Source organism: Variovorax terrae (genome assembly GCF_022809125.1).
GTDB classification, from domain to species: Bacteria; Pseudomonadota; Gammaproteobacteria; order Burkholderiales; family Burkholderiaceae_C; genus Variovorax_A; species Variovorax_A terrae.
The window spans coordinates 651,582-676,296 of sequence record NZ_JALGBI010000001.1; the positions used below are offsets into that span (position 1 = coordinate 651,582).

The 24,715-nt window shown below is 68.6% G+C and carries 24 protein-coding genes; 7 read left to right on the forward strand and 17 right to left on the reverse strand.

The genetic code is table 11. The features are described 5' to 3' along the window. The first annotated feature begins 73 nt into the window (after positions 1–73). Positions 74–1,288, forward strand: coding sequence for an alanine transaminase (gene alaC / locus MMF98_RS02955; RefSeq protein WP_243304171.1), 1,215 nt, complete (start codon positions 74–76; stop codon positions 1,286–1,288). A gap of 40 nt (positions 1,289–1,328) precedes the next feature. Here the strand turns inward: alaC and MMF98_RS02960 are convergent, their stop codons facing one another. The 10 genes from MMF98_RS02960 to MMF98_RS03005 all read right to left on the reverse strand — a co-directional run bounded on the left by MMF98_RS02960 (position 1,329) and on the right by MMF98_RS03005 (position 12,911). Next, entirely contained in the window at positions 1,329–2,159 is an 831-nt protein-coding gene (locus tag MMF98_RS02960; RefSeq protein WP_243304173.1) for an urease accessory protein UreD, read from the reverse strand. 109 nt (positions 2,160–2,268) lie between these two features. Then, entirely contained in the window at positions 2,269–2,703 is a 435-nt protein-coding gene (locus tag MMF98_RS02965; RefSeq protein ID WP_243304175.1) for an acyl-CoA thioesterase, read from the reverse strand. 26 nt (positions 2,704–2,729) lie between these two features. Then, positions 2,730–4,031, reverse strand: coding sequence for a TRAP transporter large permease (locus MMF98_RS02970; protein ID WP_243304177.1), 1,302 nt, complete (start codon positions 4,029–4,031; stop codon positions 2,730–2,732). Between the two features lie 7 nt (positions 4,032–4,038). Continuing rightward, complete coding sequence (locus MMF98_RS02975) at positions 4,039–4,554, reverse strand: TRAP transporter small permease (RefSeq protein WP_243304179.1); 516 nt, start codon at positions 4,552–4,554, stop codon at positions 4,039–4,041. Between the two features lie 178 nt (positions 4,555–4,732). Continuing rightward, positions 4,733–5,773, reverse strand: a complete 1,041-nt coding sequence (locus tag MMF98_RS02980) for a TRAP transporter substrate-binding protein (protein ID WP_243304182.1) — start codon at positions 5,771–5,773, stop codon at positions 4,733–4,735. Positions 5,774–5,937: 164 nt separating this feature from the next. Then, positions 5,938–6,924 (reverse strand): Bug family tripartite tricarboxylate transporter substrate binding protein, encoded by a 987-nt coding sequence (locus tag MMF98_RS02985; protein WP_243304184.1) that lies wholly within the window; start codon positions 6,922–6,924, stop codon positions 5,938–5,940. A 133-nt stretch (positions 6,925–7,057) separates the two neighbouring features. Next, positions 7,058–8,020 (reverse strand): tripartite tricarboxylate transporter substrate binding protein, encoded by a 963-nt coding sequence (locus tag MMF98_RS02990; RefSeq protein ID WP_243304186.1) that lies wholly within the window; start codon positions 8,018–8,020, stop codon positions 7,058–7,060. 37 nt (positions 8,021–8,057) lie between these two features. Next, entirely contained in the window at positions 8,058–8,891 is an 834-nt protein-coding gene (locus MMF98_RS02995) for a hypothetical protein (RefSeq protein WP_243304188.1), read from the reverse strand. A gap of 160 nt (positions 8,892–9,051) precedes the next feature. After that, positions 9,052–10,644 carry an indolepyruvate oxidoreductase subunit beta family protein gene (locus MMF98_RS03000; protein ID WP_279343464.1) on the reverse strand — a complete coding sequence of 531 codons (1,593 nt, stop codon included), beginning with the start codon at positions 10,642–10,644 and terminating at the stop codon, positions 9,052–9,054. Between the two features lie 113 nt (positions 10,645–10,757). After that, a complete protein-coding gene (locus MMF98_RS03005; RefSeq protein ID WP_243304190.1) occupies positions 10,758–12,911 on the reverse strand; it encodes a thiamine pyrophosphate-dependent enzyme in 2,154 nt (717 codons plus the stop codon). Between the two features lie 101 nt (positions 12,912–13,012). Between MMF98_RS03005 and MMF98_RS03010 the strand changes: the two genes are divergently transcribed. Next, a complete protein-coding gene (locus MMF98_RS03010; RefSeq protein ID WP_243304192.1) occupies positions 13,013–13,915 on the forward strand; it encodes a LysR family transcriptional regulator in 903 nt (300 codons plus the stop codon). Between the two features lie 9 nt (positions 13,916–13,924). Here the strand turns inward: MMF98_RS03010 and MMF98_RS03015 are convergent, their stop codons facing one another. The 4 genes from MMF98_RS03015 to MMF98_RS03030 all read right to left on the reverse strand — a co-directional run bounded on the left by MMF98_RS03015 (position 13,925) and on the right by MMF98_RS03030 (position 16,800). Next, positions 13,925–14,176, reverse strand: coding sequence for an oxidoreductase-like domain-containing protein (locus MMF98_RS03015; protein ID WP_243304194.1), 252 nt, complete (start codon positions 14,174–14,176; stop codon positions 13,925–13,927). Positions 14,177–14,211: 35 nt separating this feature from the next. Then, on the reverse strand, positions 14,212–14,928 hold the full coding sequence (locus MMF98_RS03020) for an aspartate/glutamate racemase family protein (RefSeq protein WP_243304197.1): 717 nt from the start codon (positions 14,926–14,928) through the stop codon (positions 14,212–14,214). A gap of 140 nt (positions 14,929–15,068) precedes the next feature. After that, complete coding sequence (locus MMF98_RS03025; protein WP_243304198.1) at positions 15,069–15,755, reverse strand: nuclear transport factor 2 family protein; 687 nt, start codon at positions 15,753–15,755, stop codon at positions 15,069–15,071. A 34-nt stretch (positions 15,756–15,789) separates the two neighbouring features. Continuing rightward, positions 15,790–16,800 (reverse strand): Bug family tripartite tricarboxylate transporter substrate binding protein, encoded by a 1,011-nt coding sequence (locus MMF98_RS03030; protein ID WP_243304200.1) that lies wholly within the window; start codon positions 16,798–16,800, stop codon positions 15,790–15,792. 118 nt (positions 16,801–16,918) lie between these two features. Here MMF98_RS03030 and MMF98_RS03035 point away from each other — a divergent pair, with 118 nt between their 5' ends. Then, positions 16,919–17,893, forward strand: a complete 975-nt coding sequence (locus MMF98_RS03035) for a LysR family transcriptional regulator (RefSeq protein WP_243304202.1) — start codon at positions 16,919–16,921, stop codon at positions 17,891–17,893. A 100-nt stretch (positions 17,894–17,993) separates the two neighbouring features. Here MMF98_RS03035 and MMF98_RS03040 read toward each other — a convergent pair whose 3' ends face one another. Together MMF98_RS03040 and MMF98_RS03045 are read right to left on the reverse strand one after the other, a co-directional pair. Then, on the reverse strand, positions 17,994–19,142 hold the full coding sequence (locus MMF98_RS03040) for a helix-turn-helix transcriptional regulator (protein WP_243307276.1): 1,149 nt from the start codon (positions 19,140–19,142) through the stop codon (positions 17,994–17,996). Positions 19,143–19,566: 424 nt separating this feature from the next. Continuing rightward, entirely contained in the window at positions 19,567–20,463 is an 897-nt protein-coding gene (locus tag MMF98_RS03045) for a LysR family transcriptional regulator (RefSeq protein WP_243304204.1), read from the reverse strand. A gap of 93 nt (positions 20,464–20,556) precedes the next feature. Here MMF98_RS03045 and MMF98_RS03050 point away from each other — a divergent pair, with 93 nt between their 5' ends. From MMF98_RS03050 to MMF98_RS03065, 4 genes are all read left to right on the forward strand, one after another. After that, positions 20,557–21,624 (forward strand): tartrate dehydrogenase, encoded by a 1,068-nt coding sequence (locus tag MMF98_RS03050; protein ID WP_243304206.1) that lies wholly within the window; start codon positions 20,557–20,559, stop codon positions 21,622–21,624. A gap of 34 nt (positions 21,625–21,658) precedes the next feature. After that, positions 21,659–22,633: a tripartite tricarboxylate transporter substrate binding protein gene (locus MMF98_RS03055; RefSeq protein WP_243304208.1), complete on the forward strand. Its 975-nt coding sequence runs from the start codon at positions 21,659–21,661 to the stop codon at positions 22,631–22,633. Positions 22,634–22,767: 134 nt separating this feature from the next. After that, positions 22,768–23,127 carry a hypothetical protein gene (locus tag MMF98_RS03060; protein ID WP_243304211.1) on the forward strand — a complete coding sequence of 120 codons (360 nt, stop codon included), beginning with the start codon at positions 22,768–22,770 and terminating at the stop codon, positions 23,125–23,127. Positions 23,128–23,143: 16 nt separating this feature from the next. Next, positions 23,144–23,584 (forward strand): hypothetical protein, encoded by a 441-nt coding sequence (locus tag MMF98_RS03065; RefSeq protein ID WP_243304212.1) that lies wholly within the window; start codon positions 23,144–23,146, stop codon positions 23,582–23,584. Positions 23,585–23,659: 75 nt separating this feature from the next. Here MMF98_RS03065 and MMF98_RS03070 read toward each other — a convergent pair whose 3' ends face one another. Beyond that, complete coding sequence (locus MMF98_RS03070; protein ID WP_243304214.1) at positions 23,660–24,646, reverse strand: LysR family transcriptional regulator; 987 nt, start codon at positions 24,644–24,646, stop codon at positions 23,660–23,662. Between the last annotated feature and the right edge of the window lie 69 nt (positions 24,647–24,715).

A 24,715-nucleotide genomic window follows, 5' to 3' on the forward strand; every position in this document is an offset into this window, starting at 1 on the left:
CCATCACAGCGGGCCGGCCCCATTGCCGGCCACGTCGCTCGGACGGTTCCGGGCGCTCACGTGAAAGTTCACCATGACTGCTGCTTCAGGCAAGCGCCGCTTTGCGCGCATCGATCGCCTTCCCCCCTACGTCTTCAACATCACGGCCGAGCTCAAGCTCGCGGCGCGCCGGCGCGGCGAGGACATCATCGACATGAGCATGGGCAACCCCGACGGCGCCACGCCCGCGCACATCGTGGCCAAGCTGGTCGAGGCGGCGCAGCGGCCCGATACGCACGGCTACTCGGCCAGCAAGGGCATTCCTCGCCTGCGCCGCGCCATCAGCCACTGGTACAAGGAGCGCTACGCGGTGGAGATCGACCCCGACAGCGAGGCCATCGTCACCATCGGCTCCAAGGAAGGCCTGGCGCACCTGATGCTGGCCACGCTGGACCGCGGCGACACCGTGCTGGTGCCCGACCCGAGCTACCCCATCCACATCTATGGCGCGGTGATCGCGGGCGCCGACATCCGCTCGGTGCCGGTGGCGCCCGATGTGGACTTCTTCGCCGAGCTGGAGAAGGCCATCCGCGGCAGCTACCCCAAGCCCAAGATGATGGTGCTGGGCTTCCCGTCCAACCCCACGGCGCAGTGCGTGGAACTCGACTTCTTCGAGCGCGTGATCGCGCTGGCGAAGAAGCACGACATCCTGGTGGTGCACGACCTGGCCTATGCCGACATCGTGTTCGACGGCTGGAAGGCGCCGTCCATCATGCAGGTGCCGGGCGCCAAGGACGTGGCGGTGGAGTTCTTCACGCTGTCCAAGAGCTACAACATGGCGGGCTGGCGCATCGGCTTCATGGTGGGCAACCCCGACCTCGTGGCCGCGCTCGCGCGCATCAAGAGCTACCACGACTACGGCACCTTCACGCCGCTGCAGGTGGCGGCCATCGCCGCGCTGGAGGGCGAGCAGCAGTGCGTGAAGGACATCGCCGCGCAGTACCAGCGCCGGCGCGACGTGCTCTACAAGGGCCTGACCGAAGCCGGCTGGGCGGTGGACTGCCCGAAGGCCAGCATGTACATCTGGGCGCGCATTCCCGGGCCCTACCGCGCGCTCGGCTCGATCGAGTTCGCGCGCCAGCTGCTGGAAAAGGCCAAGGTCTGCATCTCACCGGGCATCGGCTTCGGCGACCAGGGCGACGATTTCGTGCGTTTCGCGCTGATCGAAAACGAGTCGCGCATCCGCCAGGCGGTGCGCGGCATCAAGGCCATGTTCAAGGCCGACGGACTGGTGGCGCACCCGTCCTGAGCGGGAGCCGGAAATCGAGAATGCTATTGAATTGATAGCATCACATGGCCCATATGCGCGGACTTTGGGCCGATTTCTCCCATAAATGCGTGCGCCAGGCGGCCCACACCTGGCGCAGCAGGCCCATCGCCGGCTCGACCAGCGGCGCCAGCACCCGCACCACCACCACCTGGTCGTTCGGGCTGGTGGCGCCGGCGGTGTCGCGCAGCGCATGCGCCTCGATCACCGCGCGCGCGGCGTCCAGCGCCTGCTGGCGCCGTTCGCGCGGCAGCGCACTGCCCGTGGCAAAGAACACCGAGGCCAGGCAGCGCCGGCCCGCCAGGCCCAGCGGGCCGTCCATCAGCCGCGCATCGGCGGCGTCGATCCGCCCGCGCTCCAGCCAGGCGCCGGGCAGCTCGATGTGCTGCAGCAGGTGGCCGTGCTCGAACGGCTGGCCGGCATGCGGCAGGCCGAAGGCGGCGACGTCCCAGCCGATCAGCTCGGCGCCCGCGGCCGGTTCGAGCCGCAGGCGGTTCTCGGCGAGGCAGCCGCTGTAGCAGAGCGCCTCCAGCGGCAGCCATTCCAGGCGCGCTCCGGGCGCCAGCACGAGGCGCGTGCGCTGCACGGCGGGCTCGCCTTCGGAGCGGTAGAAGCGGGTGGCGCCCGGCGTGGTGATGAGCCCGTGCGCGCCGGGGCCGACCTGCACCTGCAGCTCGAGCGTGTCGCCGCCCACCAGCCCGCCCGGCGGGTGCACCAGCACGTTGTGGCAGACCGCGTCGCCTTCGGGATAGAGGCTTTGCAGCACGCGCAGCGGCCCGTGGTGCAGGAAGCGGGCCGTGCTGCGGCCGGCTTGCAGTTGGTAGTCGAGTTGGAGTCGGGCGTGCCAGGGCATGGCGTGAGTGTAGGGCGAGGCCGGGGCCGCCCGGCACCGCGGTGCGTCGGCCGCCCTGCGCTCACCTGTCGGGCGCGGGAAGCCCGGCGCCTTCAGCCTTTTGGCCGGCTCACTCGCACAGGCGCCGGATCTCCGGCGGGATCGGCAGGGCGCGGATGGCCTCGGGGTTGTCCGCGCGCCGGCCCGCGAAGATGCGCACCTCGTCGCATTCCATGATCAGGTCGGCTTCGCCGGCGGCGTTGTGGCGCACCACGCGGTGGCGCTGCACGAAGCTCTTGTCGCGCCATTCGGCCACCGAGACCTGGATGCTCAGCGTGTCGCCGTAGCTCGCGGTCTTGACGAAGCGGGCGTGGGTGTCCACCAGGGGAGTGCCGATCACGCCCAGCGTCTTCTCGGTTTCGTTCCAGGTCGGCACGCCGCATTCGATGAAGAAATGCCGCGAAGCCGCGTCGATCCAGCGGAAGAAATTGGGAAACCAGACGATGCGCGCCGGGTCGCAGTCGCCGAACTCGACGCGCACGGTATAGGTGGCTTGCTTGCTCATGCTCTATGAAGTGATGGGGAGGGGGCTCATCCCATGCGGCCGGGCAGCCACAGGGCGAGGATGGGGAAGGCGATCAGGATGACCAGCCGGATGATGTCGGTGGCGACGAAGGGCAGCACGCCCTTGAAGATGGTGGTGAAGCTCACGTCCTTGACCACGCTCTTGATCACGAACACGTTCATGCCCACGGGTGGGTGGATCAGCCCGAGCTCCACCGTCATCACGATGATGATGCCGAACCAGATCGGATCGAAGCCCAGGTGGGTGATCACCGGGAAGATGATGGGCACCGTGAGGATGATCATGGCCATGGCGTCCATCAGGCAGCCCAGCACCAGGTACATCAGCATGATCATCGCCAGCACGCCGTAGCGGCCCACGCCCAGGCCGGTGAGGAATTCGGTGAGCTTCTGCGGGCTTTGCGTGATGGTGAGGAAATAGCCGAACAGCAGCGCGCCGATCAGCACGGTGAACACCGCCGCGGCGGTGCGCGTGGCCGACAGCAGCGCCTCGCGGATGTTGGTGCGGTTGAGCTTGCGCCGCACCAGCCCGAGGATGAAGGCGCCGCTGGCGCCCACGCCGCCGGCCTCGGTGGGCGTGAAGAAGCCGCCGTAGAGGCCGCCGATCACGAACAGGAACAGCACCAGCGGGGCCCACACGTTCTTCAGGTCCTGCACGCGCTCGTTCCAGGGCTTGGTCTCGCCGGCCGGCAGCCACTCGGGACGGAACTTCACGATCAGCATGATGGTGATGACATACATCAGCATCGCCAGCAGCCCGGGGATGATGCCGGCCATGAACAGCTTGCCGATGTCCTGTTGCGTCAGGATGGCGTAGACCGCCAGCACGGTGGACGGCGGCAGCATCGCGCCCAGCGTGCCGCCCGCGGCAATGACGCCGGTGGAGAACGACTGCGGGTAGTTGAAGCGGCGCATCTCGGGGTAGGCCACGGCCGAGAAGGTGGCGGCGGTGGCCACCGAGGAGCCGCAGATCGCGGCGAAGCCGCCGCAGGCCAGCACCGTGGCCACGCCCAGGCCGCCGCGCAGGTGGCCGATCATGGAGTTGGCGGCCTTGAACAGCTCGCGGCTCACGCCCGAGACCGAGACCAGCGCGCCCATCAGCATGAACATCGGGATCACGCCGAAGGTGTAGTCGGTCACGGTGCGCATCGAGGTCTGGCCGACCAGCTTGAGCGCGGGGCCCAGGCCCACGATGTAGCTGTAGCCGGTGACGCCGACCAAGCCCATCGCCATGCCCACGGGCACGCGCAGCAGCATCAACACGAAGAGGGAGACAAAGCCAAGAATGGCGACGGCATCGGTGCTCAAGATGGGCTCACTCGGTCGAATGGGATTGAGGGGTGTCTTCTTCCAGCAGCTCGGGATGGAAGATCAGCCGCCAGGTGCGGATCGCGATCAGGATCACGGCCGACACGTCGCCGGCCCAGGCCACGGCATAGAACGGCCAGGTGGGGATGTTCAGGTCGTAGGTCAGCACATGGTCGGTGTAGGTCAGCCGCACCTTGTCGAACAGGGTGGCGGTCTGCACCGTCACGACCAGCAGCAGCACCAGCGTGGCGAACACGTCGATCACGCGCTTCATGCGCGGGCCGGCCCAGGTCCAGACCAGGTCCACCGTGATGTGGCTGCCGCGGTAGCTGGTGGCGGCGATGCCCCAGAAGATCAGGATGCCCAGCAGCATGCGGCCGAAGTCGTAGGCATCGGGGATCGAGGTGCTGAAGAACTTGCGCAGCACCACCGCGATGAAGATGTTGAGCGCCACGATCCCCACGAAGATGGCGGCCAGCCATTCGATCGAGTTGATCATGCGGTCCATGAGATTTCGCTTCATGTGTTGCTCCAGAGAGGCTTCAGGCTATGAGTGCCTACCCGCAGCCTGTCCAAAGGCCGCGGAGCAGGCCATGCCAGTGCACCCGTGGAACCGGCTTGGCCGGGCCACCGGGTGCGCCCCCTCCGGGCACCGGAGGGGGGTGGCGTAGCGCGCAGCGCGTAGCCTGGGGGAGGGGTCATCAGAGCGCAGACTTGTACTTGACGAGGCTCGCCTTGAGCGAATCCATCACGGCCTTGGGGTCCTGGCCCACCTTCTTCACGCTGTCGGCCCATTGCGCCTCGGAGGGGCCGGCCGCCTTGCGCCACGCCTCCAGCTGGTCGGGGGTGAGCTTGTAGATCTCGTGGCCCGGCTGGCTGGCGATCTTGGCGTGGCCGCCGTACTCGAAATCGGCCCAGGGTGTGGCCACCTTCTCGGCCCATTCGGTGGTGCAGTGGTCGTCGATCACTTTCTTCTGCGCCGCGGACATGCCGTCGTACTTGGACTGGTTCATGGCCCAGACGAACGGCGTCACGTACAGCGGCACGTCCATGTGGTAGCTCACCACCTTGTCGATGCCGAACAGGCCGATCGAGCCCCAGGGGAAGGTGATGGCGTCGGCCACGCCGCGCTCGAGCATGTCGCGCGACTCGGGCGCCGAGGCCTGCACGTTGGTGCCGCCCAGCGAGGTGATGAGCTGGCCCACCGTGCTGGTGGCCGGGCGCACCTTCAGGCCCTTGACGTCGCCGGGCACGGTGATCTTCTTGCGCGCGTGGAAGGTGCCGGGATCGTGCACGAAGGCGAAGCAGAACTTCACGTCCTTCATCTCCTTGGCCGCGTACTGGCGGTACCAGGCGTCGATGGCGGCGGTGCCGCCCTTGCCGTTGGCGAACAGGAAGGGCAGCGAGGCGCCCGCCATGATGGGGAAGCGGCCCGGCTGGTAGCCCGGGTTGATGTAGGCGAAGTCGGCGATGCCGTCGCGCGCCATGTCGTAGTGGTCGAAGGCCTTGCCCAGTTGTTCGGACGGGAACAGGATCGCGGTGATCGTGCCGTTCGAGGCCTTCTTGATGTCGTCGGCCCAGGCCTGCAGCGCCGGGTTCAGCGGGTGCTGCGCCGGCACCCAGCTCGACAGCTTGAGCTGCACGGGCTTGTCCTGCGCCAGCGCGGGCGCGGCGGCCAGGGCCAGCGTCGCCGCACAGGCCAGCAGCCGGTTCAGCGAGAAGGGCGATGAGGTCTTGCGCATGGAAGTCTCCTTTGTGGTGTTGCGGTATGGAGCGGATGAGGGACCGGGGGCCTGCGCCCGCATCGTGCCGGGCGCAGGGTGCTGAGCGCTAATACTTAATATATTAAGCAATTTGCCGTAACGCCTCGAATAGGGTTTACCCCGGGGACGTTCGGCAGGCGCCATCAGTCGCCCTTGATGTTGCGGGCGCGGATCAGGGCGCCGAAGCGCACGCCGTCGATCGAGGCGCGCGCGCCGAAATCGGCTGGCACCATCGGGGCCGGCACGCCGCCGATGGCGGTGATGCGCTCCCTGATGGCCGGCGTGCCCAGGATCTTGTTGACTTCGCGGTTCACGCGGGTGATGACCTCGGCCGGCGTGCCGCTTGGTGCGTAGAAGCCGAACCAGGTATCGGCGTCGAAGTTCTTCAGGCCCGCTTCTTCGAGCGTGGGCACGTCGGGGAACAGCGGCGAGCGCTTGGGGCTGCCCACGGCCAGCAGCTTGAGCTTGCCGGACTTGACATGCTGCAGGCCGATGCCGGGGTCGAACATGAAGTCGATCTGGCCGCCCAGCAGGTCCTGCATCGCCGGCGCCGCGCCGCGGTAGGGCACGTGCACGGCATAGAGGTTGGTCTGGGCCTTCATCATCTCGGCGGCCAGGTGCGGCGAGCTGCCGTTGCCGGGCGAGCCGAAGGAGAGCTTGCCGGGGTTGGCCTTGAGGTAGGCGAGGAATTCCTGGACGTTCTTGACCGGCAGCGAGGGCTTCACCTCCAGGTAGACCAGCACGCGCGCGATGGCGGCCACCGGCACCAGGTCCTTGGCCGGGTCGAACGGCATCTTGGGATAGAGGTGCGGGTTGATCGACACCATGCCGCCCGAGCTCATGAGCAGCGTATAGCCGTCGGCTGGCGACTTGGCCACCACTTCGCCGCCGATGTTGCCGTTGGCGCCGGCCCGGTTCTCGATCACGACGGGCTGGCCCAGCGCCTCGGACAGCGGCTGGCCCACCATGCGCGCCAGCTGGTCGGCGGCGCCGCCGGGCGGAAAGTTCACGACCAGGCGGATCGGCTTGGCGGGCCAGGCCTGCGCGAGGGCGGCAGGGGCGCCCAGGCCCAGCGACAGCAGGGCGGCTGCGGCCAGCGCGGCGCGGCGGGGGGCGTTGAATCGGGTCATGGCTTGTCTCCTTGGAACAAAAAAACGGTGATGAACCAGGCCCTGGCGCCTGCGCCTTCCCGGCGAACCGGCCCCGGGTGGGGCCAGGCCGCCGGCAGCGCGCAGGCTCGGTCCTGTCTGGGGTGCCGTGTTGTTATTCGAGGGTGATCTTCGCGCGCTCGACCACCTGCTTCCACTTGGCCAGGTCGGTCTTCACGCGCTCGCTCAGCGCCTCGGGTGTACTCGGTGTGAGGTCGTAGCCGAGCTGGCGCAGCCGCTCGGCCAGCTCGGGCTGGGCCAGCACGGCGGCGGTAGCCTCGCGCAGGCGCTTGAGCACCTCGGGCGGTGTGCCGGCCGGTGCGAACAGGCCATACCAGACGTCATGGTCCACGCCGCGCACGCCGTTCTCGGCCAGCGTCGGCACCTCGGGCAGCAGCGGCGAGCGCGTGGTGCCGCCGATCACGGTGATGGCGCGCAGCTTGCCGGCCTTGACGTGCTGCACCAGGGCCGGCACGGTGACCAGGGCGAAGTCGATCTGCCCGCCGATGGCATCGGTGACGGCCGGCCCGGTGCCGCGGTAGGGCACATGCTGGACCCTGGTGCCGGTGTTGAAGGCATAGAGCTCGCCGAACAGGTGCGGCGAGGTGCCCACGCCCGGCGTGCCGTACTGCAGCGTGCGCTGCTGCGATTCCGCCAGCAGGGACTGGGCGTCGGTGGCCCGGACCTTGGCCGGGTTGACCGCGATCGCCATCTGCGTCGAGCCCACCAGCGAGATCGGCGCGAAGTCGCGCAGCGGGTCGTACTTCAGGCCTTTGTAGAGGTTGGGGTTGGTGCCCAGGTAGTCGTTGGCGAACAGCAGCGTGTAGCCGTCGGCCGGCGAGCGCGCCACCGATTCGGTGCCGATGTTGCCGCCCGCGCCGGCCCGGTTGTCCACCACCACCGGCTGGCCGAGGGCCGCCGACAGCCGCTCGGCGAAGGGACGCGCGATGCCGTCGAAGCCGCCGCCCGGCGGGAACGGCACCACCAGCCTGACGGGGTGGTTGGGGTAGGGCTGGGCCAGCGCGGCGGCGGCCAGCAGCGGCGCCGCGAGCACGGCCAGGAGGCGGGGGAGGTTCAAGGCGGTCTCCGTCGGGTGGGTGCGTCCGCGCGCCGGCTCAGTGCGCCAGCGGCGGGATGTGGATCTCGAGCAGCTCGCAGTCCTGGGCCGCGCCCACCGTCTCGGCCGACTCTCCGGTTTGCAGCGTGGCGTGCTGCTGCCACGCGCCCTGGGCTGCCTGGCCTGCGCCCTGCAGCACGAACACCAGCGAATGCGGCGCCAGCAGCGCGCTGTGGCCGGCCGCCACGCCCAGGAGGCTCAGGCGCATGCCGCGCGCGGAGAAGCGGCCCAGGTGCCTGCGCCGCACGCCGGGCTGGCCCGGCTCGTCGTCCCAGGGAAAATCCGCCGGGTCGAGGAACACCGGCTGCGCATAGTCGCTCTTCGGGTACGCCAGGCGCTGGCCGTGGATGTGCTCCCAGACGGCCTCGTAGGCGTCCTGGTTCTTGCGCCCCCCCTCTTCCTTGGCGCGGTGGTAGATGCCGCCCTCGAACGTGCCGTGCTGCCGGAGCTCGATCACGCCCGCCTGGAAGCGCTCCTCGGAGATGTAGCCGCTGCCGCTGGCGCCGCCGAACTGCAGCACCAGCGTGGCCGATTCGCCGGAGATGCTCTGCGGGCCGTAGAACACGCCTTCGGGGAAATAGGCAATCGTGCCGGGGCGCATCACGCCGTCGCGGGCGAAGTCGGCATCGCTCTTGAGCTGCACCCGCACCTGGTCGAAGTTGTGGCGGTGGCGCGGCGAGGCGAAGTCCGAATAGGTCTGGGAGAGCTGCAGGTAGAAATTCTCCGGCGTGCCCTCCTGCCCGCTGAGCAGCGACTGCGAGCGGAACAGGCCGGCGCGCGCGTGCGTGCGCTCCAGCACCGGCACGTCGCTGAGGTTGACGATCGCTTTCATCCTGGGTCTCCTGGAATCGTTATGGGCCGCGCAGGCAAGGCAGCCTCGCATGATCGCGGCGGTTGAACCATCTATCAATGCAATAAGGAAACTAAGCGGTATGCAATCAATGCATGTCTGGAGGGCGCGCGGCCGGGGAGTCGGGCGCGCGCGTGCCCCGTCATGCCTTGGGCGCTGGCTGGGCGGGGGGGCGCTTCATCCAGCGGATGGGCTGGGCCTTCACCGGCCGCGCCGGGGCGCCGTGCTGCACCAGGGCCTGGTCGAGCGCCTTGCCGCCTTCGTCGGCCAGGGCGGCCGTGCGGGCCGCGGCGATGGCCGCCGCCCGCGTCTCGGGCGGCGCATCGCCGGTGGCGAGGTGCTGCAGCACGTGCAGCAGGTTCTCCTTGCCGCGCTCGTTGGTCGAGCCGTAGCCCTTGATCAGGCGGCCGCACAGCGCGATCTCGTGGCCAAGCTGCCAGTGGGTGCGCGTGCCCAGCACCACGCCTGCGAGCCAGGGCTCGATCATGGCCTGCTCGGTGGCGTAGCGGCTGCCGCGCACGCGCAGCCATTTGAGGCTGGCCAGCAGGCGCAGCGAGAGCATGCCGAACACCGAGTGCGTGCCGATCTTCAGCGGCATGGCCCAGGGCTGCCGGCCCGACACCGCGCGGCGCTGGTCCCAGGCCAGCACGCGCTGGGCCAGCCCCTGCGGCAGCAGCGCGGCGAACTCGGGCGCGCCGGGCTTGAAGTGGTCATAGACCTTCAGCAGATCGTCGCTGCCGGCCTTGACCTCGCCGCGCACGCGCTGCGTGCGGCTGGCGCGGCTCTTGAGGTCGGCCACGCGCACGATGTCGTCGAACGCCATCCACAGCGCCAGCCAGCGCGCCATCTCGCGCGTGGTGGCAAAGCCCTGGGCGCCGGCGGGATCGCTGGCGCGCTCGGCGTCGAGCACCTGGGCCAGGCGCTGCACGTACAGGCGGGCATAGGCCGCGTCCTGGTACTCGAGCACGCGGGCATGGCCCAGCGCCAGCAGCTCATGTACCGCGGGTGGGAATTTTTGAGCCAGATCGGCCGGAAGTCCAGGCGCCTTGGTCGTTTCATGCTCCTGATTCAATAGCAAGCCGGAGACGTAGGCGGCCTGCGCGCGCGGTGCGCTGACGAGCTCGAAAGCCTTTGCGAAGCCGCGCAGGCTGGCTTCGGCGCCCCGGCCGCCCTGGCGGATCACGGTTTCATAGGCCTCGCGCGGGAACGGGAACAGGCCGCTGCCGGCCACCGCGCCCAGCATGACGGCGCTGACCACGGTGCCCGATTCGCGCGCCACCGCGCCCATGTCGAACACATGGTGCTCGCGGCTGAAGGTCTTGACCACGTCGAGCAGCGGCGCGCTGTCGGCGCGGCCGTCGCCGAGTTGCATGCGCTCCTGCGTGGTCAGCGTGCGGCTGGACGAGGTGATGACGGCGGTGCGCTCGGGCGAGCTCATGCCGTTGCCGATCTGGCGCGTGGTTTCCAGCAGCTCGGAGGAGACGATGGCGTCCAGTGCGCCCGGCACCGGGTTGAGGCTGAACACCGGGCGGCGCCCGCCGAGCTGGGCCAGCGGCACCGGGAACACCTCGATGTAGTAGGTGGTGGCGCCGGTGCGCTGGGCCACGCCGGGGATCGAGGTGCTCTGGGCGGCGTAGCCGGCATGGCGGGCGATGTCGACCAGCCATTCGGTCAGCACGCCGCCGCCTTCGCCGCCGAGGGCGCAGATGAGTAGGGTGATGGGTTGTTGTTTCATGATGCTGGGCAGAAGGTTTCGCCGCCGGGCCGCCCCAAGGCGAAACGCCTCCCCCTCGGGGGGTGGAGAACTACACGCAGCGAAGCGAAGTGAGAAGCTGGGGGGTACATGTTTCAGGCGGGGCTCAGGGCGCGCACCATGGCGCCGCGCAGGCTGGCGAGCAGGCGTTCGTGCCACTTGGGGTTCTGGACCACCTCGGCGCGGTAGAACGAGGGGCACAGCGTGGCCGCATGCGCGTTGGCGCCGCACAGGCCGCAGCCCACGCAGCCGTCGATCACCACCGCCACCGGGTCGACCTTGAGCGGATCGGGGTTGTCCTTGATGGTGAGTGTGGGGCAGCCCGAGAGGCGGATGCAGGCGTGGTCGCCGTTGCACACGTCCTCGTCCACGCCGTACTTGACGCGCACCACGCGCTCGCCCTTCTTGAGCAGGCTGGCGATCCAGGGCTTGATGCGGCGCTGGCGTTCGAGCTGGCATTCGCCCTCGGCGATGATGACCTTCAGGCCGTTGAAGTCGCTGGTGAAGGCCTCGTTGAGCGTAGCGCGCATGGTGTCCACCTCGTAGGTGTGCACCGTGCGCAGCCACTGCACGCCCAGGCCCTTGAGGGTGGACTCGATGGTGAGGTTCTTGTCGACCAGGCTCTGCTGCTTGTCGATGGCGCGTTCCTTGATCTCGTCGTCGGGCGTGGAGATGATGTCCTGCGTGCCGGTGGCCGAGGTGTAGCCGTTCTTGAAGATCAGCAGCACCGCGTCGTCGCCGTTGAAGAGCGCGCTCTGCACGCCCGTGAGCAGGCCGTTGTGCCAGAAGCCGCCGTCGCCCATGATGGACAGGGTGCGCCGCTGCATCATCGGCGAGACGCCGGCGCGGCTGGCCAGGCTCATGCCGTAGCCGAGGATCGAGTGGCCCATCGAGAACGGCTCGAAGGTGCCGAAGGCGTGGCAGCCGATGTCGGCCGCGATGTGCACCGGCCCCACGTCCTGCTGCGCGAGCTTGAGGGCCGAGAACACCGGCCGCTCGGGGCAGCCGATGCAAAAGCCCGGCGGGCGCGTGGGCAGCGGCTGCTCGAGCTGGCGCGCCACGCTGTCGCGGCGCGTGCGGTTGCCCGTGAGCCAGGCTTGCGCGGAATCCGTCGCGGCGCCCGGCAGGTAGCGGGCGGCGAAGGCCGACAGCCCGGCGGCCACCACCTCCACGCTGTATTCGCCGGCCGAGGGCAGCAGGTCCTTGCCGTGCAGCGGCGTCTGCACGTCGCGCCGGCGCAGCAGGGTGGCGATTTCCTGCTCGATGTACTCGGGCTGGCCTTCCTCCACCACCAGCACGCCGCGCTTGCCGACGCAGAAATCGGCCACCTGCTCGGGCACCAGCGGATAGGTGACGTTGAGCACCAGCAGTGGGATGTCGCTCTGGCCGAAGGCGTCGGCCAGGCCGAGCTGCTGCAGGCCGCGGATCAGCGCGTTGTAGAGGCCGCCTTGCACGATGATGCCCAGGTCCTCGTGCTGGCCGGGCATCAGCTCGTTGAGGCCGTGCTCGGCGATGTAGCGGCGCGCGGCGGGAATGCGCTCGTCGCTCTTGAGCTTCTCGTGGCGGAAGGTCACGGGCGGATGCGCCAGGCGCATGTAGTCGAAGCCGGCCGGGTTTTCCATCAGCGCGCGGGTGGAGACGGGCGGCGGCAGGTTGTTCTTGGTCTCGAAGCTGCCGCGCACGTGGCAGGCGCGGATGCGCAGCTCCAGGATGGCGGGCATGTTGGAGGTCTCCGAGAGCCGGAAGCCGTGCTCCACCATCTCCACCATGCGGCCCAGGTCGGGCCGCGGGTCGAGCAGGCACATGCTGGACTTGAGCGCGTAGGCATGGGTGCGCTCCTGGATCACGCTGGCGCCCTCGCCGTAGTCCTCGCCCACCACGATCAGCGCGCCGCCCTTGACGCCGGGCGACGACAGGTTGGACAGCGCGTCCGACGCCACGTTGGTGCCGACGATGGACTTCCAGGTCACGGCGCCGCGCAGCGGGTAATGGATCGAGGCGCCCAGCATGGCCGCGGCCGAGGCCTCGTTGGAGCAGGCCTCCACGTGCACGCCCAGTTCGTCCATGTACGACTTGGCTTGCACCATCACGTCCAGCAGGTGCGACACCGGCGCGCCCTGGTAGCCGCCGACATAGGCCACGCCCGACTGCAGCAGGGCCTTGGTGATGGCGAGGATGCCCTCGCCGTGAAAGGTCTCGCCGGCGCCCAGGCGCAGCGATTGGATCTCGTGACTGAATGAAACTTCCAAGGCGTGTCTCCTGGCGGCCTGATTTTTCTCGGGGGTCTCGCAGTTTCGCTTGACCTGGCATATCAATCAATAAAATAACCAGACTATCCAATATCAACACCATGCATATCAAGGACATCGACCTGAACCTGCTGCGCCTGTTCGATGCCGTGTACCTCACGCGCAACGTGAGCCGCGCCGCCGACCTGCTGGACCTGACGCAGCCCGCCGCGAGCCAAGGCCTGTCGCGCCTGCGCACGCTGATCCGCGACCCGCTGTTCCTGCGCGCGCCCGGCGGCGTGCAGCCCACGCCCAAGGCCGTGCGGCTGGCCGACGCGGTGCGCGGCGCGCTGGCCGCGCTGGAACAGGCGCTCAACGAGTCGGCGCTGTTCGAGCCGCTGCAGTCGCGCAAGGTGTTCCGCATCCACATGAGCGACATCGGCGAGAGCCGCTTCCTGCCCGAGCTGATGGTGGCGCTGCGCGAGCGCGCGCCCGGGGTGCGCATCGAGACCTCGCCGCTGGGGCCGGCGGACATCGCCGATGCGCTGGACAGCGGGCGCATCGACTTCGCGTTCGGCTTCCTGCCCACGGTGGAGCACACCCAGCGCGTGCAACTGCTCAAGGACCGCTACATCGTGCTGCTGCGCGAAGGCCACCCCTTCACCAGGCGCCGGCGCAGCAGCGCGGCCCTGCTGGAAGACCTGCGCCGGCTGGAGTTCGTGGCGGTGCGCACCCACTCCGACACGCTGCGCATCCTGCAACTGCTGCGGCTGGAAGACCGGCTGCGCCTGACCACCGAGCACTTCATGGTGCTGCCGGCCATCGTCAAGGCCACCGACCTGGGCGTGGTGATGCCGCGCAACATCGCGCAGGGCTTTGCCGAGGGCGGCGGCTACGCCATCGTGGAGCCGGCGTTTCCGCTGCGTGACTTCACCGTCTCGCTGCACTGGAGCCGGCGCTTCGAGGCCGACCCCGGCAACCGCTGGCTGCGCCAGTTGATCGTGGACCTGTACGCCGACAGGTAGCGCGGGCGCTCAGGCGAGTTGCAGCCGGGCTTCCTCGCACCAGTAGTCCACCGCCGCGTAATAGCCCTCCCACACGCAGCCATGGCAGCCGCGCCCGCAGCAGGTGGTGGGCTCGGGCGGCGGGGCGCGCAGGGCCAGTCCCTGGGCCTCGGCCTGGGCCGCCAGCGCCTTCAGCGCGGTGCGGGAGGTGGCGAGGTCGGTGATCGGGGGCTGCGGCGCGCTGCTGCCGGGCGGAGTCAGCGCGATGGCGGTGTCGGGCATGTCGGGGTCGGGGCGGTGGGAGAACGGGCCTCGGCTCACAGCGGTGGAGCGGCGTCCTGCTGCACCGCGCGCCGCAGCGCGGCCCGCGCCAGCAGGCGCGTGGAGTCGAGCGTGGGCAGCGGCGAATTGGCATCGCTCATGATCAGCGGGATCTCGGTGCAGCCGAGCACGACCGCATCGCAGCCGTCTTCGTCCCTCATCCGCGCCATGACCTGCCGGAAATACGTCACCGCCTCGGGCCGGAACACGCCGAGCACCAGCTCGTCCATGATGATGCGGTCGATCTCGTCGCGCTCGGCGGCGCTCGGGCGCACGGCCTGCAGCCCGCGCGCGGCGAGCTTGTCGGGGTAGACCGCGCTGTCGACCAGCCAGCGCGTGCCGGTGATTCCGAGGCGCCGGTAGCCGCGCCGCGTCGCCTCGTCGGCCACCACCTCGGCGATGTGCAGCCAGGGCCGCGGCGAATGCGGCGCCACGAGGTCGAAGGCCCGGTGGATGGTGTTGTCGGGGCAGATCAGAAAGTCGGCGCCGACGGCCGCGAGCTTGCGGGCCGAGTCCAGCATCAGATCGGCCACGCCCTGCAGGTCGTGGCGCTCGAGGCAACTCACATAGCGGGCCAGCGACGGCGTGTGCAGCGAAATTTCGGGGTGCGCATGCGCGCCGAGGAGTTGCGCGCCTTCCGCGCAGACGGTGCGGTAGCACAGCGCCGCGCCTTCGGCGGAGCAGCCGACGATTCCGATGTGTTGGGGCCTCATGGCGCCAAGCGTACTACGGGCGGCGGGAGCCTGCCCGGGAACCCCGGGTGCTCTGTTTTTGATAGCTGCCAACGACCGCTGGACGCGGACCTCCAGCCAATTTCATTCAAAAAATGGGGGAAATGGCCGGCCGCGGGCCGCTACACCTGCTCGGGATCGGCCCGCGTGTAGGCGCTGCTGCCGCTGACCGGGTTGGCGTAGTGAAACGGCGGCACGAACGCGGCGGGGTAGGGCTGGTAGTCGATGCTGGGCGGCAGGTCGGGCGCGAAGCGCTCGCGCAGGCCGCCTTCGGGCGATTTGGCCTTGGCCCAGCCTTCCTCGAACGGCGTGTGGTAAGTGCGGTAGAAATGCAGCCGGCTGATCTTCCACTGGCCCGCTTCCTTGCGGTAGCGGATCTCATACGGGCCTTCGCCCCAGGTGGCCTTGACGCCGAACTCGGCGATCTGCATGAAGCAGCGCCAGCGGCCGCTGGCATTCTCGCCGTCCGCATCCACGTGCACGATGCCCTGCACGATCAGGTGGTTGTACAGCCGGCCGTGCACCAGGCCGTTCTCGTCGCTCATCGCGGGGCCCTTGCCCAGGATGTCGCGGAACAGCACCGCGGCGCGTTCCTTGCCGAGGTACACGCCCAGCGCCGAGATCTCCACCGAGCAGTCGTCGGTGAACAGCGGAAGAATCTCGGCCCACAGCGCCTTGTCCAGGTAGTAGCCGTACATGCGCGTCAGCTTGTTGATGGCCTCGATGTCTTCGGCGCGCTGCACCCTGCGTTCGAGTTCGGCCACGCGCGCGAGCAGCGCCTGCACGGAGAGGTCGGGGATGGAGGTCATGTCGCTTGCCATTCGGTTCTGATCTGTCTTGCGGTCAATCGAGCTTCACGCCCGTCTGTTTGATGATGCGGCCCCAGGCCTCGTAGTCGTTGCGCACGATGGCCTGGAACTCGGCGGGCGTGGTGCCCGTGAGGTCCAGCCCCAGCGGCTCGAACTGCGCCTTGATCTCCGGCCGGCGGATCGCGGCCACCAGCGCGCCGTTGAGCCGGGCCACGATCTCCGGCGGCATGCCGGCCGGGCCGAAGAAGCCCATCCAGCCGGTGATGTCCAGCGCCGGGTAGCCGGCCTCGCGGCCGGTCTTGACCTCGGGCAGCTCCTTCAGGCGCGTCGGGCCGGTCACGGCCAGGGCCTTCAGGCGCCCGCCCTTGATGTGCGGCAGCGAGGTGGCGGGCGAATCGAACTGCACCTTGGTGAAGCCGCCCAGCAGGTCGCGCATGGCATCGGCCGAGCCCTTGTAGGGCACGTGGTTGAGCCGCGCGCCGTACTGCTGGTTGAGCAGCTCGATGTAGAGGTGCCCATTGGTGCCCGGCCCGGGCGAGCCGGCGGGAATGGGCTCGCTGCTGGCCTTGCTCAGCGCGATCAGCTCCGTCAGGTTCTGCGCCGGCAGCGAGGGGTGGGCCACCAGGATCGAGCCGTTGCGGTAGACCTGCGTGATCGGCGTGAACTCCTTGAACGGGTCGTACGGCGGCTTGCTGAACATGTGCGGCACCTGGGTGTGGGTGGTGTTGATGCCCAGCAGCAGCGTGTAGCCGTCGGGCGCCGAGCGCGCCACGTTCAGCGCGGCGGGCACGCTGGCGCCGCCGGGCTTGCTGTCGATGATCACCGGCACGCCGTCGAGCTGTGCGCTCAGGAAGTTGCCCAGCGCCCGGCCCAGGATGTCGGCCGGGCCGCCCGGCGGCGCCGGGATCACGATGCGGATGGGCCGCCCCGCCGCGGGAAAGCCGGTCTGCGCCCAGGCCGGCAGCGCCGCATTGCCGGCAAGGCCTGCGCCGAGCCACAGGAAGCCGCGTCGGCTGGCGAGGAATCGAGAGGTGTTGTTGACCATGTGTGTTTGTCTCCAAAGGGTCTCAGGGGGCCTGATGGGGCGAATGCTAAGCGGCCCGCCATGGCCTGCCTAGCGGTCAATCGGCGCAGGGTGTCAACCGCTGGTTAACATCCGAACGATGAACACTCCCCCTCATTCCCTCGGGCGGCGCCTGCGCTTTCACCAGCTGGAGCTGGTGAGCGAAGTGGCCGAGTGCGGCAGCCTGGGCGAGGCGGCCGAGCGCCTGCACATCAGCCGCGCCGCCGTCAGCAAGACGCTCAAGGAACTGGAGCACACGCTGGGGCAGGTGCTGTTCGAGCGCTCGGCCAAGGGCATGGCGCCCACGGTCGCCGGCCTGCGCGTGGCCAAGCATGCGCGCCTGCTGCTCAACGAGCTGCGGCACATGACGCAAGAGATGGGCGCCGCCCCGGCCGCCGCGGCGGCGCGCCTGCGCATCGGCGCGCCGCCCTTCGTGGCCGCCCACATGGCGCCCGAGGTGCTGCTGCGATTGCGCCAGCGCCTGCCGGGCCAGGCCCTGGCGGTGCAGCTGCACGAAGGCCGGCTGGGCGCGCTGATCGAGCAGCTGCTGCTGGGCGAGCTGGACGCGGTGATGGCACTGTATGCGCCGCGCGCGGTCGATGCGCTGGACCTCGGCATGCTGAACATCAAGCACTGCCAGGAGGTGCCCATGGCGGTGGTGGCCTCGCCCGCGCTGGGCATCGCGCGCCGCAAGCGGCACCGCTGGCAGGACCTGCTGCCGCATCCCTGGATTTTGCCGCCCGCCAGCACCCACCTGCGCCGCTCGGTGGACGAGATGTTCACCGCCCACGGCAGCCGCGCGCCGCAGCCCGCCATCGAATCCGGCTCGCTCGCCGCGAACGTGCAACTGGCCAGCGCCGGCCTGGGGCTGGCCGTGGTGCCGGCCCGTTCGGCCGAAGCCGAGGTGGCCGCCGGGCGGCTGCAGGTGCTGGCGATGCAGCAGCCGCTGCCCGAGACCACCGTGGTGCTGATGTACCGCAAGGTGTCGGCCATCTACATGGACGCGATCCAGGCGCTGGATGAGGCGGCGGGGGAGGGAGAGGTGGTGTCGTCCGTGAAAGCACCGGCGTTGTGAGGGTGGGGCTACACGTCAAGAACGCCGGCCCTGTCCTGCGGCGCCAGCCACTGCGGCATTCGGGCGCTCGCGGTCCGCGTCGCAGCGGACCTGACGCCCCTCAGTGCACAGCCGCTTGAGCGCGTCGAATCGGTGGCGTCGACTGGTGCAGCAGCCGCAGAAGATCGGCCTGCCTGGAGGTGCCGGTCTTGGAGTAGATGCGCTGCAGATGCGTGCGCACCGTGGCCTCGCTGATGCCCAGCAGGTCGGCTGCTTCCAGCCCGCCCAGCCCTTGGGACAGCGCGAGCAGCACGCGCAACTCGCCACCGGTGAGCCCATGCAGCCGCGCGAAGGCCTCGCCCGGCATCAAAGGCGCCTGCACAGGATCCTGCGTGAACACCGCGACCGAGGCGGCGAGCGGCGCCAGGATGCTGCGGCGCCGGCCACGGTCCACCGGCAAGACCGTCGCGACACAGCCGCCACCCGCTCCGTCTGGAATCGCCATCGATTGTTCTCGCATCGCCATGTCGGCGTCGTCGCGCGTCGCACCTGCGATCGCCTTCGACAGTGCCGCGCGGGCCGCGGTATCGGTGGGAGCCACCCTGTTGTTGACGAGTCGAATGGAATGCCCGGACTTGATCTGGCGCTCCGCCGCCTGGTTCATGTAGACCACATGACCATCACGCGCCGTCAGGAACACACCTGCGGTCAATCCATCCAGCGTCCCCTCCAACGCCTCGGACCGGAGCGCCCGGATGTCCAGCACATCTGAAATGGCGAGCGCGCGGCACACATGCGGCGACAGCAGCCGGAACAGATGGATGTCACGCTGCTGGAACTGCGTCGCGTTGTCGCTTCGCGACGCATGCATGGAAGCCATGCGGTCGCTGGTGCGCAACGCGGGGAACCAGATCATGTCCTGCAGCCCGAATGGCTGCAGCACGTCCCGGAAGAAGCGGGTCTCGTGCAACTGGTAGCGCGCCATCGAGAGGGTGCTGACGTCACCGATGTTCGACACGACATCGGAAACGGCCATGGGACTTTCCGCGTACTGGCTACCCAGCTTCTCCAGGAACTCGGGCCGGTAGCCGGACACAAACAGCTGGTCGTTCTGGACATGCCGCAGGTCATGCACGCAGATGCCACCTGCAGTGCTTTCGCAAAGTTGGACGACCTGCTTGCAGGTGTCCGCCCAGCGTTGCGGGTCGAGCGCACAGTCATAGACCGCCCCGATCAGGTCGGACAGCGCTTGCGCGGAAACTCCGTCCATGCCGATCACGGCAGACGCCTTCGATACCGAGGAGTCACGTCGCACCTCCTGTTGATGCTGGCCTGCATGCCGCGGAAATCGACGGTGTGCGCATGTGCCATTCACCACGCCCACCGATCACCGCAAAAAGTGTCATCAATTATCACTGTACGCGGCCCGCATGCACACGCGAAATTTGCTGGTTTTTGCGGATGGCGCCTCCGGCGATTGATCCGCGCACGCCCGGCGCGGCGGATGCTCAGCGGACATCGTGCCCCGCGTCATCGCTTCCGATGACGCTGCAGGGAGCAGGCTGGCGCGCAGACGCCGCCGCTCAGCATCGCCCCCTTGCTGGACGACGAAGCCCATCTGTTGTTGCGATCGGTTGAACCCGCAATCCAGAGCAGGCACTCGCTGCCCAACTCACATCTGCGCATTCGCCCCATCACGGCGTGAAATACCGCGAGAGATGATCGACAAACGCCAGCACCCGCGCCGTCCGCGCATGCTGGGCCGGGTACACCGCATAGATGTCTGCCGGCGGTGTCTGCCAGTTCTCCAGCACCGGCTGCAGCCGCCCGCTTCTCAGGTAGCGCGCCACATCCCATTCCGCGCGCAGCACGATGCCCAGGCCGCTCAGCGCCCAGTTGACGGCCACCTCGCCATCGTTGGTGCTCAGGTTGCCGCGCGCCTTCACCGTCTCCGAGCGCTTGCCGCTGGTCAACCGCAGCAGGCCCTGGGCGTCGTCGGCCTGCCGGATCGAGATGAAGTTGTGCCTACCGATGTCCTGCGGCGCGCGCGGCGTTCCCGCGCGGGCGAGGTAGGTGGCCGACGCGCAGAGCAGCCGCCGGTTTGGTGCGAGCAGCCGTGCGATCAGGCGCGAATCGGGCGGCTCGCCGAAGCGGATGCCGACGTCATAGGCTTCGTCCACGATCGGCGGCGGGCTGGCCGTGAGCTGCAGCTGCACCTCCACGCGCGGGTACTTGCGGGAAAAACTCGTGATGGCCGGGCCCACCTGCATGCGGCCAAAACCCAGCGTGGCATTGACCCGCAGCAGGCCGGCAGGCTGCGCTCGCGCGGCCTGCAGTCCGCTTTCCATGGCCTCGATCTCTTCGAGGATGTGGCGCGAACTGTCGAGGTAGCTTCGTCCTTGCTCGGTCAGCGAGAGGCGCCGCGTGGTGCGGTTGAGCAAGGGCACGCCCAGGCGGGCCTCCAGGCCCGACAACCGCTTGCTCACCGCGGCCGGCGTCACCTGCAGCTCCCGTGCCGAGGCGGCCAGGCTGCCGCAGCGCATGAGCTGGACGAAGAACTGCATGTCCTGCGAAGCGGTGTTGCGGGTCATTGCTGAATCTGAGGTTAAGAATGCATTGAATTATTCATCCTATCAGCCTGCACCTCCAGCCCTAGAGTTCGGCGGACACACAGGAGTGATGCGATGAAGACATACAGGATCGCCTGCATCCCGGGCGACGGGATCGGCAAGGAAGTGGTGCCCGCGGGGGAGACGGTGTTGCGGGCGCTGTCAGAAGCCGGCGCGGGTTTCCGCTTCGAGTTCACCTCGTTCGATTGGGGCGGCGACTACTACCGCCGCCACGGAAAAATGATGCCGGACGACGGGCTCGACGCCCTGCGCTCCATGGACGCAATCCTGTTCGGCTCCGCCGGCGATCCGGACATCCCGGACCACATCACGCTGTGGGGCCTGCGGCTGAAGATCTGCCAGGGGTTCGACCAGTACGCGAATGTCCGGCCCACGCGCATCCTGCCCGGCATCGACGCGCCGCTCAAGCGCTGCACGCCGGCGGACCTGGACTGGGTGATCGTGCGCGAGAACTCGGAAGGCGAATACTCCGGCGTCGGCGGCCGTGCCCACCAGGGCCACCCGATCGAGGTGGCCACCGACGTCAGCATGATGACGCGCGCGGGTGTGGAGCGCATTCTGCGCTTCGCTTTCCGGCTCGCGCAGTCGCGCCCGCGCAGGCAGCTCACCGTGGTGACGAAATCCAACGCGCAGCGCCACGCGATGGTGATGTGGGACGAGATTGCCGTGCAGGTGAGCCGGGAGTTCCCCGACGTCGCCTGGGACAAGGAGCTGGTGGACGCCTGCACCGCCCGCATGGTCAACCGGCCGGCCTCGCTGGACACCCTGGTGGCGACCAACCTGCACGCCGACATCCTGAGCGACCTCGCGGCCGCGCTGGCGGGCAGCCTGGGCATTGCGCCCACCGGCAACATCGATCCCGAGCGCCGCTACCCCAGCATGTTCGAGCCGATCCATGGCTCCGCGTTCGACATCATGGGTCAGGGGTTGGCCAACCCGGTCGGCACGTTCTGGAGCTGCGTGATGCTGCTCGAGCATCTGGGCGAGCAGGAGGCGGCGAGCCGGCTCATGCGCGTCATCGAGTCGGTGACGGCCGACACGGGCCTGCACACGCGGGACCTCGGCGGCACGGCCCGGACGGCGCAGGTGACCGAAGCGGTATGCCGCCGCCTGCGGTCATAGAGAGTGGTTCAACAATTCACCAGGAGACAACAAGATGAAGAAGATGATGAAGGCAGTCTGGTTCGTGGCACTGGCGGCGCTGTCGCCGCTGGCCTTTTCTCAAACGGCGCCGCCGCAGGCGCCGTGCCCCGACAAGAACGTGATGTACTGGCAGGCCTTCCCGCCGGGGGGCGAATCGGACCTGTCTGCGCGCCACCAGCAGCTCGTGCTGAAAAAGAAATGCCCCAGCGTCGAGACCATCATCCAGTACAAGGCGGGCGCGGGCGGCGCGCTGATGTGGACGCAGATGAACCAGCTGCCCGGCGACGGGGTGAACGTGGTGGGCGTGAACCTGCCGCACATCGTCTTCCAGCCGATCGAAGGGCAGGTGCAGTACAAGACCGCCGACGTGACGCCAGTGTTCTGGTTCCACTTCACGCCCGACATTCTCGTGGTGCCGGCGCAGAGCCCGATCAAGAACTTCCAGGACTTCATCAAGGCCGCGAAGGCCAGCCCCGGCAAGCTCAGCCTCGGCGGCTCCGGCCAGTTCTCCGCGAACCACGCGGCGCATGAGCGCCTGAATGCCGCATTCGGCATCAAGACCGTGTACATCCCGTTCAAGGGCACCGGCGACATGGCCACGTCCGTGATGGGCGCGCAGGTCGATGGCGCCATGACGTACACGCCGTTTGCCATCACCAACAAGGAACGCGTCCGCCCGTTGGCGGTGGCGATGGACATGCGCCACCCGCTGATGCCGGACGTGCCCACGTTCAAGGAGCTGGGCGTCGATTGGGTGGACGGCGCCTACCGCGGCATCGGTGTGTCCAAGTCCACACCGCCCGAAGCGCGCAAGCGCCTGTCGGACCTGTGGCGCGGGCTGAACACCGACGCGGAGATGAGGGACCTCGCGGCCCGCAACGGCTTTGAGCTGGTGAACATCGGCCTTGAGGAGATGGACGCGTTCATGGCGAACAAGACGAAGCTCTACACCGAAGGCGCCGCGCGCATGGGGCTCGGCAAGAAATAGGCGTGGAGACGGGCGCGGCGCGCCCTTTCCGGCGTTAACGCGCGCGGCACGTGGTGCGGGGCGGATGGGTAGCAGTTTCCCGGATTTGCCGGGAGGCCGTGTACGGTATAAGTACGCAGAAATAGCCATCACCCATGCGCCTACGCCCGTCACTTGTTGCCTACGGTCTTGCTGCGGCACTGTTCGCGTCGCTGGCCGTGGTCTTTTCTGTCAACTTTCAGTCCAGCCCCGTGAGTGGTGAGCCCACCATCGGCCCAGGGGCCGCCTCGCTTCTGTGGCTCGCCGTTTTCTTCGTGCCGCCGCTGGTCATCGCCAGCCGTGCCAAAGTCCACGGCGCCCTCTACGGTATCGCCATTGGGTTGGTTCCACTCGCGGTGGCCCTGCTGATCGGGTACTCCGTTCCGCTCCTCATGGCACTCTTCTTTTACGCTGCCGCTCCCATGGGCGGCTATCTGGGCCAGCGCTTGGCACGCCGCCCACTGAGTGTCGGCTAACCCACCCCTGCCGCCTATGTCTGTCGCTCTCATCACGGCCCTGTTCTTCACGGTGGCCCTGCTCGTGACCACCGCGTACTTCCTGATGGGCTCGGTGCCGCTGCTGGTTCTCAACCACGACACCCCGTTGGACGCCCGCTTCGTCCGGGGCTTCTTCAACACCTATTACCTGGCCGCGATGTTCGCCGCCGGTGCGACCGCTGTGAGCTATGCGTTTGCCGGCAGGCTGACTTTCGCCACCGGTGCGGCCGCCCTCACACTGCTGGCCGTCGTCCTGCGTTGGAAGGTCATTCCGAAGATGGACTCGCTTCGGGTCCAGATCCAGGGCGGCGAGACCAGTGCCATCCCGGTGTTCCGGCGCATCCACTTGACGGCCATCCTGGTCAACCTGGCGCAGCTTGTGCTCATCGTGTGGACGCTCATTGCTGCTTCGTTGCAAGCGCGGGCCAGTTTGTAGCCGTGCGGCCTTGCCTTGGGCACCCGGCTTCGCGCCATTTGCAGTCGCGCAGGGCGGTCTTTCCGCAGGGGGTGCTCAACCCTCGTGCTGATGGCCGGCCGCTCTGGCGCGGTCATCTCCGCTGACGCGTCCCCAGCCCTGCGGATCCGGGCGAGGTGCCGTGGCGCTTCGGTCGCCGCGGCGCTCTGGCCGCTTGCGGAACAGCCGCAGTGCTTCGTCGCGAAAGGCCTCCACCAGGCGCAGCCGCACCGAGGCGCGCGACCAGATCACCCCCACGCGCCGCGGCGTTGCCGGCAGCGGCAGCGGAATGCGCACGACGTTCAGGCCCTCGGGCCAGGGGCGGATCCAGTCCGGCACCAATGAGACGCCCAGCCCGCGGTCCACCATCACCGCGATGGCGCTCAGGGCATTGATCTCGAAGCGCTCGCGCGGGGTGATGCGCGCGCGCTGCAGGTACTGGTCGGCCAGCTTGCCGCCCCACTGGTTGCGGTCGTAGCGGATCATGGGCTCGCTGGCCAGCAGCTCATGCGGGTCGCGGCCGGCGTAGCGCGCGGGCGCCAGCAGCACCAGCGGCTCCTCGCGCAGCAGCTCCCAGCGCAGCGTCTTGGCCACCGCCACCGGCGACTCCAGCACGATGGCGGCGTCCAGCTCGCCGGCCTCCACCGCCGGGTACATGTCGATCGAGAACGAAGGCCGGATGTAGACATTGATGGCCGGGTAGCGCTGCACCATCGCGGCCAGCACCTCGGGCACGATGCCCAGCAGCGCGTTGGTGCCGGCGCCCAGGCGCAGCTCGCCCGAGAGCGCCTCGTCGTTGGCCAGCGCGCGCAGGTCGCCGATCTCGCGCAGCACGCCGCGGCTTTTCTCCAAGATGCGCTGGCCGGCCTCGGTGGCGCCCACCGTGCGGCCCGAGCGCACCATCAGCGCGGTGCCGAACTCCTGCTCCAGCGCGCGCACATGCTGCGCCACCGCGGCGGGTGAGAGGTTCAGGCGGCGCGCAGCCTCCGCCATCGAGCCGTGCTGAACGGCGGCCACGAAGCTGCGCAGGAAGTCGGTGTTCAAAAGACAGGTTTCCTGTTGTTTGAAGAAAGTAAACAACACTTTAACTTGTCGTCGGCTTTCCGCACACTG

Excerpts from the sequence above, each read along its gene's own strand:
- alaC (WP_243304171.1), top strand. The coding sequence starts at position 74 with ATGACTGCTGCTTCAGGCAAGCGCCGCTTTGCGCGCATCGATCGCCTT.
- MMF98_RS03055 (WP_243304208.1), top strand. The coding sequence starts at position 21,659 with ATGAAGAAGATGATGAAGGCAGTCTGGTTCGTGGCACTGGCGGCGCTG.
- MMF98_RS03060 (WP_243304211.1), top strand. The coding sequence starts at position 22,768 with ATGCGCCTACGCCCGTCACTTGTTGCCTACGGTCTTGCTGCGGCACTG.
- MMF98_RS03020 (WP_243304197.1), bottom strand. The coding sequence starts at position 14,928 with ATGAGGCCCCAACACATCGGAATCGTCGGCTGCTCCGCCGAAGGCGCG.
- MMF98_RS03010 (WP_243304192.1), top strand. The coding sequence starts at position 13,013 with ATGCATATCAAGGACATCGACCTGAACCTGCTGCGCCTGTTCGATGCC.
- MMF98_RS03015 (WP_243304194.1), bottom strand. The coding sequence starts at position 14,176 with ATGCCCGACACCGCCATCGCGCTGACTCCGCCCGGCAGCAGCGCGCCG.
- MMF98_RS02965 (WP_243304175.1), bottom strand. The coding sequence starts at position 2,703 with ATGAGCAAGCAAGCCACCTATACCGTGCGCGTCGAGTTCGGCGACTGC.
- MMF98_RS03040 (WP_243307276.1), bottom strand. The coding sequence starts at position 19,142 with ATGGACGGAGTTTCCGCGCAAGCGCTGTCCGACCTGATCGGGGCGGTC.
- MMF98_RS02995 (WP_243304188.1), bottom strand. The coding sequence starts at position 8,891 with ATGAAAGCGATCGTCAACCTCAGCGACGTGCCGGTGCTGGAGCGCACG.
- MMF98_RS02975 (WP_243304179.1), bottom strand. The coding sequence starts at position 4,554 with ATGAAGCGAAATCTCATGGACCGCATGATCAACTCGATCGAATGGCTG.
- MMF98_RS03045 (WP_243304204.1), bottom strand. The coding sequence starts at position 20,463 with ATGACCCGCAACACCGCTTCGCAGGACATGCAGTTCTTCGTCCAGCTC.
- MMF98_RS03050 (WP_243304206.1), top strand. The coding sequence starts at position 20,557 with ATGAAGACATACAGGATCGCCTGCATCCCGGGCGACGGGATCGGCAAG.
- MMF98_RS02980 (WP_243304182.1), bottom strand. The coding sequence starts at position 5,773 with ATGCGCAAGACCTCATCGCCCTTCTCGCTGAACCGGCTGCTGGCCTGT.
- MMF98_RS03035 (WP_243304202.1), top strand. The coding sequence starts at position 16,919 with ATGAACACTCCCCCTCATTCCCTCGGGCGGCGCCTGCGCTTTCACCAG.
- MMF98_RS03065 (WP_243304212.1), top strand. The coding sequence starts at position 23,144 with ATGTCTGTCGCTCTCATCACGGCCCTGTTCTTCACGGTGGCCCTGCTC.
- MMF98_RS02985 (WP_243304184.1), bottom strand. The coding sequence starts at position 6,924 with ATGACCCGATTCAACGCCCCCCGCCGCGCCGCGCTGGCCGCAGCCGCC.
- MMF98_RS02960 (WP_243304173.1), bottom strand. The coding sequence starts at position 2,159 with ATGCCCTGGCACGCCCGACTCCAACTCGACTACCAACTGCAAGCCGGC.
- MMF98_RS03030 (WP_243304200.1), bottom strand. The coding sequence starts at position 16,800 with ATGGTCAACAACACCTCTCGATTCCTCGCCAGCCGACGCGGCTTCCTG.
- MMF98_RS03000 (WP_279343464.1), bottom strand. The coding sequence starts at position 10,644 with ATGAAACAACAACCCATCACCCTACTCATCTGCGCCCTCGGCGGCGAA.
- MMF98_RS03025 (WP_243304198.1), bottom strand. The coding sequence starts at position 15,755 with ATGACCTCCATCCCCGACCTCTCCGTGCAGGCGCTGCTCGCGCGCGTG.